Genomic DNA, 8,879 nt, shown 5'->3' on the forward strand with positions numbered 1-8,879 from the left:
GCCCTCGGCGGCATGATGAACCAGGGCGGCAAGGACGGCGCGGACAAGAAGTAGTCCAGCCGCACCACCCGGCCGCGGGGGCCGCGGCGACCCCCTGGCCGCGGCCCCCAGCACCCGAGGAACTGCACCCGCGGCCCGCCCCGACCGATTCGGGCGCGGGCCGCGGGTGCGGGGCGGGGACGGCCAGCTGCCGAAGCCGACGACGTCAGCGACTCCGCCCCCGCCACGAACGGCGCACGGACCTCCACCAGCGCCTGCTCGGACTCGCCCGGGGACCGCTCCCGGCCTCACACCGAAACCTTCGGGCCGGCCCACGGCGACCGCCGCCGCTCTGCCGCCCCCACCCTCTGACGATCGCGTTCCGATTGCGGACGAAAAGAAACGGTCATCATCATTCAATTGATGGTTCGTCAAGTTCCTTGAAGCTAGCTTGATTAGACAGAGTCCGCTCGTTCGGCCGGGCTTCTGCATCCCGCGAGAGGCAGAACACATGGCACTGACCACCGACCACACGGCGGTACGCCCAGGGCGGCTGCGCCGCCTGCGGCGCGGCGCCGGAGCCGCGTTGGCGACCGCGGTCCTCGGTACCGCCGCCGCGGTGCTGCCGGCCGTGCCCGCGCACGCGTCCGCCCCCGCGTCCCTGCTCTACATCCCCTCCGGCTACGCGGACGTCCTCGGCGTCGACCCGGCCACCGGGGCGACGGTCTCCACCCTCCCGAGCGGCGGGGCGTCGCCGTACGCGGCGGTCACCCCCGACGGCTCCCAGGTGTGGACCGGCAGCAGTACCTACACCCTCTCGGTGGTCGACACCGCCACCAACACCGTCGCCGGGACCATCGGCCTGGGCACCTACCACTCGCCGACGGCCATCGCCTTCTCGCCCGACGGCGCGCACGCCTACGTCGACTACTACGAGGGCGGGGTGGGGGTCATCGACACCGCCACCCGGACCGTCACCGCCATCGTTCCGACCGGCAGCCAGGCGGCACAGATCGCGGTCTCCCCGGACGGCCGTCAGGTCTACGTCCCCAGCCCCGCCGGCAGTTCGGTGACGGTGATCGACACCGCCACCAACACCGTCGCCGCCACCATCTCCGTCCCGGGCGCGTTCGGGGCGGCGTTCAGCCCGGACGGCACACGCGCGTACGTCAGCAACAGCCGGGACCGGGCCCTCGTGGTGATCGACACCGCCACCGCCACGGTCTCCTCCACCGTCACGGTCGGCTGGCTCCCGCAGGGCGTGGCCGTCTCGCCGGACGGCGGCCAGGTCTACGTCGGCAGTGCCCTCGGCACGACGTCCGTCGTCGACGCCACGACCAACACCATGCTCACCAGCATCCCGACGGGCGGCTGGTCGACCGCCGTCCTCGCCAGCCCCGACGGCAGCCACGTCTACGTCAGCAGCCTCACCAACGGCACCGTCTCGATCATCGACACCGCGACACTCACCATCACCTCCACCATCCCCACCGACCAGAACGTCTACCAACTGGCGATGGCGCCCCTGCCGCCCACCGCCACCGGCCTCACCCCCACCACCGGCCCGGCCGCCGGCGGCACCACCGTCACCCTGACGGGCAGCCACCTCTACGGCACCACCGCCGTCGCCTTCGGCACCACCCCGGCGAGCAGCTTCACCGTCGTCAACGACACCACCGTCACCGCCGTCGCCCCGCCCCACGCCGCCGGCCCCGTCGACGTGAAGCTGACCGCGAAGGGCCGCACCGTGACCGCGGGGACCTACACCTACCAGGTCCCCGCGCCCACCATCACCGGCATCGCGCCCGCCCAGGGCCCGGCCGCCGGCGGCACCACCGTCACCCTCACCGGCAGCCACCTCACCGGCACCACCGCCGTCGCCTTCGGCACCACCCCGGCCGCCTCGTTCACCGTCGTCAACGACACCACCGTCACCGCGACCGCGCCCGCCGCGAGCGGCTCCGCATCGGTCGACGTCACCGTCACCACTCCCGGCGGCACCAGCACCATCACGGCCGCGGACCGGTACACCTACACCAAGGACACCACCAAGCTCACCGCGAACCCGCTGCTGCTCTCCATCGCACCCGGGCAGCTGAGCATCAACCTCAACCTGTCGGCCACCCTCACCGACACCACCACCGGCAAGCCCGTGCCCGGCGCCACCGTCACCTTCAAGGTCGGCTCCACCACCGTGTGCACCGCCACCACCGATGCCGCGGGCACCGCAACCTGCACCGGCCCCTGCCCGGTCGTCACCGTCCTGCTCAACCTCGGCTACACCGCCACCTACAACGGCAGCCCCACCCAGGAGGCGGCCACCGCCACCGCCGGACTCATCCGCATCACCTGACGCACCACACACCGCTGGAGGCCGCCCCAGGGACTTCCCGATGGCGGCCTCCAGCCGTACAGGGGCCCACCGGAGGGTCGCTACACGCCGCGCTGGCGGGGTGACGGTCATGCGAACTGTCGTGCCAACCCGGCAAGAACGGTGAGGCCGACCAGCGCGGCGACCGTCGCCAAACTCTGGCGGACGTTCAAGGTGCAGCTCGCGCAGTCAACGCGATGAAGGCGCAGACCAATCTGGACGGAGCCGGCGGCCTCGCGGGTGGCCGGGTCCGGGTCCTCCAGCTGTGCGGCGATCAGTCGGCGGCCGCGGCGAGGACCGGCACCGGAACGGTCGCCGATCGCAGGTGCAGGAGCTGGGCGGCCGCGAGCTCGCCGGGCGCCGCCTGGGCGCGGGCGTTGGGGATCAGAGCGCTGATGCCGCGGGGCAGAGGCTGGGTGCTGTCACCCGGCTCATTCTCCCGCGCGCCAGGCACCGGTGATCACCACGGCCGGTCGTCCGCCGGGCCAGCGGGAAGGGCGCCGTGGCGTTCCCTGTCAAGTCCGCGTGCTGACGGGAGCACCGGCAGAGGCATGCCATCGCCCCGGTGTAAGTCCGCGACGGGTCCAAGTTCCAAGTCCTCACGTATCGAGGAGATTTGAGTCGTAGATTGTGTTCATGATCGAACAGGCGCCGTCCGAGCAGATAGAGCGACCAAGCGCGAAACGCAGGAAGCATGCTGCGCCCAAGCGAGTTGAGGTCGGCGGGGTGCTGCGGTCATCCGTGCTGATGGCCGCCGGGACGGTGGTCTCGCGCGTCACCGGACTGATCCGGCAAGTGCTGCAAGCTGCGGCACTGGGCACCGGGCTGCTGGCCACCACCTACAACCAGGCCAACACGGTGCCCACCAGCTTGTACTTCCTGTTGATCGGCGGCGCGCTGAACTCCGTCCTGGTCCCGCAACTGGTCCGGGCCCGGACAGAGAACGCCGATGGCGGGACGGCCTTCGAGCAGCGTCTGGTGACCCTCGTGCTGTGCGTACTCGGAGTCGGCGCCGTGCTGGCGACCTGGGCCGCTCCGGAGATCATCAGCGTCTACCAGCAGGACACGTCGGCCACACACGACGCGTTCGAGCTGACCGTGGTCTTCGCCCGCTTCCTGCTTCCCCAGATCTTCTTCTACGGCGTGTTCAGCATCTTCGGACAGGTCCTCAACGCCCGGAACCGGTTCGGGGCGATGATGTGGACGCCGGTCCTGAACAACGTGGTCCTGATCACGATGTTCGGCCTCTACCTCGGCATGATGACCACTCCGGAGAACATCTCGGACATCACCGGCGCCCAGGTCAGGCTGCTCGGCATCGGAACCACCCTCGCCCTGGCCCTCCAAGCCTTGGCGCTGGTTCCGTACGCCCACGCAGCCGGATTCCGGCTGCGACCGAGCTTCCACTGGCGAGGCGTCGGCCTGCGCAAGAGCATGAACGCGGCCCGCTGGACCCTGCTGTTCGTCCTGGCCAACCTCGTGGCGGGCACCGTGGTCACCCGCCTGGCTTCCGCCGCCGACGCCGCCCTGCCCAACGACGGCGTCGGCTACACCGCCTACAGCTACGCCCAGCAGATCTGGATGCTGCCCCAGTCGATCGTCACCGTGTCCCTCGTCACCGCCCTCCTTCCGCGCATGAGCCGGGCGGCGGCCGAGCACCGTCTCGACGACCTGCGCGCCGACCTGTCCCGCGCGCTACGGGTCAGCGGTGTCGTCATCGTCCCGGCAGCGTTCTTCTTCGTCGCCTTCGGCCCGCAGATCGCCCAGTTGCTGTTCGCCCACGGTGCCGCCGACGCCGCGGCAACCGTTCCCCTGGGCCACATGCTTCAGGCCTTCGGCCTCGGGCTGGTCCCGTTCTCCGCCCAGTACCTCCTGCTGCGCGGCTTCTACGCGTTCGAGGACACCCGCACGCCGTTCCGCATGGCGCTGTGGATCAGCGGCATGAACATCGTTCTGGCCGTGGCCTGCCACCTTCTGCTGCCCACGCGGTGGGCGGTCACCGGGATGGCCGCCGGCTATGCCCTGTCCTACGCGGTCGGCCTCCTTCTGACGGCTCTGCGGCTGAGGAAGCGCACCGAAGGCCTGCTCGACGGCCGCCGGATCTGTCGCACCTACGCCAAGCTGACCGCATCCGCCATCGGCGCAGCGGCCACCGGCTGGCTCATCGCCCGCTCGTGCAGTCACAGCCTGACATCGGTTGCCTCGCTGACCGCGGGCGGCATCGTGATGGCGTTGCTGTTCTTTCTCCTCGCGCGGCTTCTGCGAGTTGGTGAACTGCGTAGCCTGCCGGGGATGGGCTGACGCGGGGGTAAACGCTCTGCACGGTGCCCTCACCTGTACTCGTGCCCCCTGATCAGGGGCGCGGTGAGGTGGCACTGTTCGATCTGGACGCCTGGGGTTGCGAGTTGTGGTTTGCGAGCCGTTGCGAGCGCTACTTTGCGAGGTGCCGTCCGGCGATGGTGACTGTCGGTGACGGATCGGACTGATTTCGTCGGGTCATATGGGGATGACGACTCCGGCAGCATCGAAGGCCAGGGTTGGGCCGTTCCCGAGCGGTGATCTCCGGCGGGAATGGGAGCCCACTCCGGCGAGATCGGGAGCCACTGATGAGCTGAAGTACCCAACCGGGCGGAGCATCCGGGAGGAGGGCTTGTGGACGTTAGGCCCCACCTCGGGGTGGGGCGCCGTGAAGGGTCCCAGACGGTGCGTTGGGATGGGCCGAGGCGAGCCAGTTGCTGGGTGAGCCCGTCGGCGCCTCGGCGGGTCGGGCGTCGAGCAGGGGTCAGGCGCCGGTTTCCAGGACGTGCTGGAGGGTGGTGAGTTCGGTGTCGACGAGGGCGATCTGCTCGTCGAAGAAGGCGTCGGTGAAAGTGGGGGGCTGGAAGAAGGTGATCATGAATTCGGTACCGACGCCATTGGGGACGCCGCGTGCGGGGACCTGCCAGGAGGCTTGGCTCTCGACGTAGTCGTGGTCGAGGAGGCCGAGGTCGGCGTTGCCGCGGATGCGCAGACGGGCGGGGCCGTGCGGGGTGGTCATCAGCCACCAGTCGGGGTCGTCGGTGGGCTCGATCGCCTTGATGTTGACGACGGCCCAGGCGGGCCAGTTGGCCGGGTCGGCGAGGAATGCGAACACGTCGGCGACGGGGCGGTTGATGGTGACGGTCTTGGTGACCGAGCGGGCGGTGGCGGGGCTGGTGCTCATGTCGTGCCCTTTTCGGGTGGGGGTTGCGGGGCGCCGACCAGGTCGCGGATCCATGCCTCCATCTGGAGGAGCTGGTCGGGGGTGAGGTCGGCGAAGAAGTGGGCGTCGTTGCGGTCGGCGATCTCTGCGAGGCGGGGCACAAGGTTGCGCCCCTGGTCGGTGAGGGTCAGCCGCAGGATGCGCTTGGAGTCGGGGTCGGGTTCGCGGGATATCAGGCCTTTGGCGATCAGCCGGTCGACGAGGCGGGAGACCGCGCCGACGTCGATGTCGACGTAGCGGGAAACCTCGCGGGTGGTGGTCGCGTCGCCGCGGTAGACGGTGATCAGGACCGCCCATTGGGCGACGGTCACGCCGTGCTCGGCGAGCTGTCTCTCGAAGCGGCCGTGGACCTCGTCGGACAGGCGGCGAAGCCAGTAGCCGAGATGGTTGTGCAGGCCGCTGGTCTGTGCAGTCACGTCTCCAGAGTGAACGCTGCATAACTGTTGTCAAGACAACACTGTGTGGACCTCCGCCGTGACCTGCGGTGCGAGGAGGTGGGCGGCGTGGTCGGCTAGGTCCAATGCCGGTGACTTTGTGGTCTGTGTGTCGTTGGTTGTGGTGTGGCGAGGGTGGGGCAGGTCAAGTCGTGTGCGGGTGAGCGGTTGTCGGATCGGATTGCGATCGGGGTGCTGACGCAGGCGTTTCCGCCGGGTCTGGTCGATGAGGTGATCGCTAAGACCGGGCGGGGTGAGAAGCGCAGTCGTCTGCTGCCGGCGCGGGTGGTGGTGTACTTCGTGCTGGCGATGTGTCTGTTCTTCGGGCAGGGCTACGAGGAGGTCGCCCGGCTGCTGGGCGAGGGGCTCGGGGACGGGCGGCGGTCGTGGCGGGTGCCCACGACCGCCGCGATCGGCCGGGCCCGCCGACGTTTGGGCGTCGAGCCGCTGAAGGTGCTGTTCGCGCGGGTCTGCCGCCCGCTGGCCGTGCCCGAGACGGCGGGTGCCTGGTACCGGCGGTGGCGCGTGGTGGCGGTGGACGGCACCTGCCTGGACCTGGCGGACACCGAGGCCAACACCGAGTTCTTCGGCCGACACGCGTCCGGCCGTGGGGCGAGTGCGTTTCCGCAGGCCAGGCTGGTCGGACTGGCCGAATGCGGCACCCACGCGATGTTCGGCGCGGCCGTCGGCCCGCTCTCGGCCGGTGAGCAGTCACTGTCCCGGCAGCTGTTCACCCGTCTGCAAGAGGGGATGCTGCTGCTGGCCGACCGGGGCTTCTACGGCTTCGAACTGTGGCAGGCCGCCCGGGCCAGCGGAGCGGACTTGCTGTGGCGGGTCCGCTCCAACGCCGCCCTACCGGTCGTGCGGGCCCTGGACGACGGCTCCTACCTCAGCACGGTCCACGCCGAACAGGACCGGAGGAGCCGCCGCAACCCCGTGCTCGTGCGGGTCGTGGAGTACACCCTGGCCCGCACCGGCGACCAGGCCGTCTACCGGCTGGTCACCACCATCCTCGACCCCGAACAGGCACCGGCCCGAGAGCTGGCCGCGCTCTACACCCAGCGATGGGAGATCGAGACCACACTGGACGAGATCAAGACCCACCAGCGCGGCCCCAAACTCGTCCTGCGCTCGAAGTACCCGTGGGGCGTCGAGCAGGAGATCTACGGGCTGCTCCTCGTCCACCACGCCGTCCGGCAGCTGATGCACCAGGCCGCCCTGCACGAGGGCCTGGACCCCGACCGGCTCTCCTTCACCCGCAGCCTGCGGGTCGTACGCCGCCAGGTCCCCGCCCAGGCGGCGCTTTCCTCCCGGCACACTCGCCCGCGCACTCACCCGAACCCTGGCTGAGATCAGCGAACGCCTCTTGCCACCACGGCGTAACCGATCATGCCCACGCGTCATCAAACGCAAGATGTCCAACTGGCCCCTCAAACGGGCCGAACACCGCGACTGGCCACCACCCGCTCCGGCCATCGTCACGATCGCCGGACCGGGCAGGACCTTAAATCACCGGCATTGCGGCTAGGTCCCAGAAGCAGCGGACCGGGTTCGCAGTCGCGCTGGCCGAACTCTGTGACCGATTCCGGAAGTTCGGCACACCGGCGCAGTGGGAGCGGTTCTCCGCCGCTGCCCGGGCCTACTTCCTCGGTCTCGTCTGGGAGGCGGCCAACCGTGCGGCCGGCCGGGGCCCCAACCTCGCCGACTACGGCCCGATGCGCATCCACTCATCCGGCATGGTCACGGTCTGGGTGACGCTGGACGCGGTCGACGGCTACGCCCTGAGCGAGGCCGACTACCACCTTCCCGGTCTGGCTGAGCTCAGGGTCATGACCGGGAACATCGTCAACTGGCGCAACGACATCTACTCGTACGGGCGCGAGTCGGAGAACCAGGGCCGGACACTGCACAGCCTGGTGGACGTCCGTCGTCGGGCGCCTGTACGGGCTGGACGGGCAGACGGCGATTGATCACGCTGCCCGTATCCACAACGACGAGCTGGTCCGCTTCCCGGAGCTCTCCGACGAACTCCGTCGGCACGGGGGACCGGAGGTGGCCGGTTACATCCCCCACCTCGACGACTGGATCATCGGGAACTGCGAATGGTCGCTGGTCACCATGCGGTACGAGGTGGCGAAGTACTTCCCGCTCCCCGATGGAGCAGTTCGATAGGACACACCGGGCTCACCCATTCCTTTGTCGGACGGCCGACATGCCTCGAGGCTCGGGTGCGCGGCACCACCAGGTAGACCGGAACCCATGCGCGAGCATGTCGGCCAGGGCCGTCTGCTCGTCCGCGTTGATGTAGGTTCCGCGATTGAGTGTCCGATCGTGCGGCGATGCGCTGGGGTTTCGTTCGAGTCCGCGTTAGTTGTCGTCGACGTCCATCCGCAGAGTCGTGTCCGATCCTCGTGATCAGCTGTTCGTGTCGGGGACGACCCAGTCGAGTGCGGATCTGAGGAGAGCGTGGAGTTCTTGGTCGGTTTGGAGGTCTCGGTGCTCTGGACGGTTGTCACCGCTGCCGAGGTCCACGTAATCGAGTTCGGCTTCGCCGCTGCTCCAGACGGTGATCTGGATGACCCGGTTCCCGGCTTCGACGGTCAGCCATGCGCTGTTCTTGGGTCGGTCGTCTTCTGGGGAGTGCCGCAGTTCGGCGGTGATCCCACGCGCGCAGAAAACCGCGTCGTTCTCGGCGAACCATGTCGTGAGCGCGACTGGGAGGTCAAGCAGTCGATGGCTGTTCCCGGCTATGGGGTAGGACATCCCAATGCCGTTGTCAAGCCGCCGCGGTGACTGGTGGTGTTGCCTGGTAGCACGCTCCGTCGCGGATCATCGCCCACAGGACGTTCACTCG

At 69.3% G+C, this 8,879-nt stretch carries 8 protein-coding genes; 5 read left to right on the forward strand and 3 right to left on the reverse strand.

The genetic code is table 11. From position 1 onward, the window contains the following. The first annotated feature begins 490 nt into the window (after positions 1–490). Entirely contained in the window at positions 491–2,332 is a 1,842-nt protein-coding gene (locus tag ACIBEC_RS47170; RefSeq protein WP_360510156.1) for an IPT/TIG domain-containing protein, read from the forward strand. 292 nt (positions 2,333–2,624) lie between these two features. Here the strand turns inward: ACIBEC_RS47170 and ACIBEC_RS47175 are convergent, their stop codons facing one another. Next, a complete protein-coding gene (locus ACIBEC_RS47175; RefSeq protein ID WP_360510155.1) occupies positions 2,625–2,804 on the reverse strand; it encodes a hypothetical protein in 180 nt (59 codons plus the stop codon). Positions 2,805–2,986: 182 nt separating this feature from the next. Between ACIBEC_RS47175 and murJ the strand changes: the two genes are divergently transcribed. Next, positions 2,987–4,651: a murein biosynthesis integral membrane protein MurJ gene (gene murJ / locus ACIBEC_RS47180; protein ID WP_360510154.1), complete on the forward strand. Its 1,665-nt coding sequence runs from the start codon at positions 2,987–2,989 to the stop codon at positions 4,649–4,651. Between the two features lie 481 nt (positions 4,652–5,132). On the opposite strand, the gene ACIBEC_RS47185 is transcribed toward murJ, so the two are convergent. Next, a complete protein-coding gene (locus ACIBEC_RS47185) occupies positions 5,133–5,552 on the reverse strand; it encodes an SRPBCC family protein (protein ID WP_360510153.1) in 420 nt (139 codons plus the stop codon). Next, positions 5,549–6,007 carry a MarR family transcriptional regulator gene (locus ACIBEC_RS47190; RefSeq protein ID WP_360510152.1) on the reverse strand — a complete coding sequence of 153 codons (459 nt, stop codon included), beginning with the start codon at positions 6,005–6,007 and terminating at the stop codon, positions 5,549–5,551. The genes ACIBEC_RS47185 and ACIBEC_RS47190 overlap by 4 nt, the downstream gene beginning before the upstream one ends. Positions 6,008–6,151: 144 nt before the next feature. Between ACIBEC_RS47190 and ACIBEC_RS47195 the strand changes: the two genes are divergently transcribed. From ACIBEC_RS47195 to ACIBEC_RS47205, 3 genes are all read left to right on the forward strand, one after another. Next, entirely contained in the window at positions 6,152–7,375 is a 1,224-nt protein-coding gene (locus ACIBEC_RS47195) for an IS4 family transposase (protein WP_396290855.1), read from the forward strand. A gap of 167 nt (positions 7,376–7,542) precedes the next feature. Further along, a complete protein-coding gene (locus ACIBEC_RS47200; RefSeq protein WP_360510335.1) occupies positions 7,543–7,995 on the forward strand; it encodes a terpene synthase family protein in 453 nt (150 codons plus the stop codon). A 496-nt stretch (positions 7,996–8,491) separates the two neighbouring features. Then, positions 8,492–8,818 carry a hypothetical protein gene (locus tag ACIBEC_RS47205; protein WP_360510333.1) on the forward strand — a complete coding sequence of 109 codons (327 nt, stop codon included), beginning with the start codon at positions 8,492–8,494 and terminating at the stop codon, positions 8,816–8,818. Positions 8,819–8,879 lie beyond the last annotated feature (61 nt).

This window comes from Kitasatospora sp. NPDC051164 (assembly GCF_044455625.1).
Taxonomy (GTDB): Bacteria; Actinomycetota; Actinomycetes; order Streptomycetales; family Streptomycetaceae; genus Kitasatospora.

Bases quoted from the DNA above. Each gene is read 5' to 3' on its own strand.
- ACIBEC_RS47185 (WP_360510153.1), bottom strand. From the start codon at position 5,552: ATGAGCACCAGCCCCGCCACCGCCCGCTCGGTCACCAAGACCGTCACC.
- ACIBEC_RS47170 (WP_360510156.1), top strand. From the start codon at position 491: ATGGCACTGACCACCGACCACACGGCGGTACGCCCAGGGCGGCTGCGC.
- murJ (WP_360510154.1), top strand. From the start codon at position 2,987: ATGATCGAACAGGCGCCGTCCGAGCAGATAGAGCGACCAAGCGCGAAA.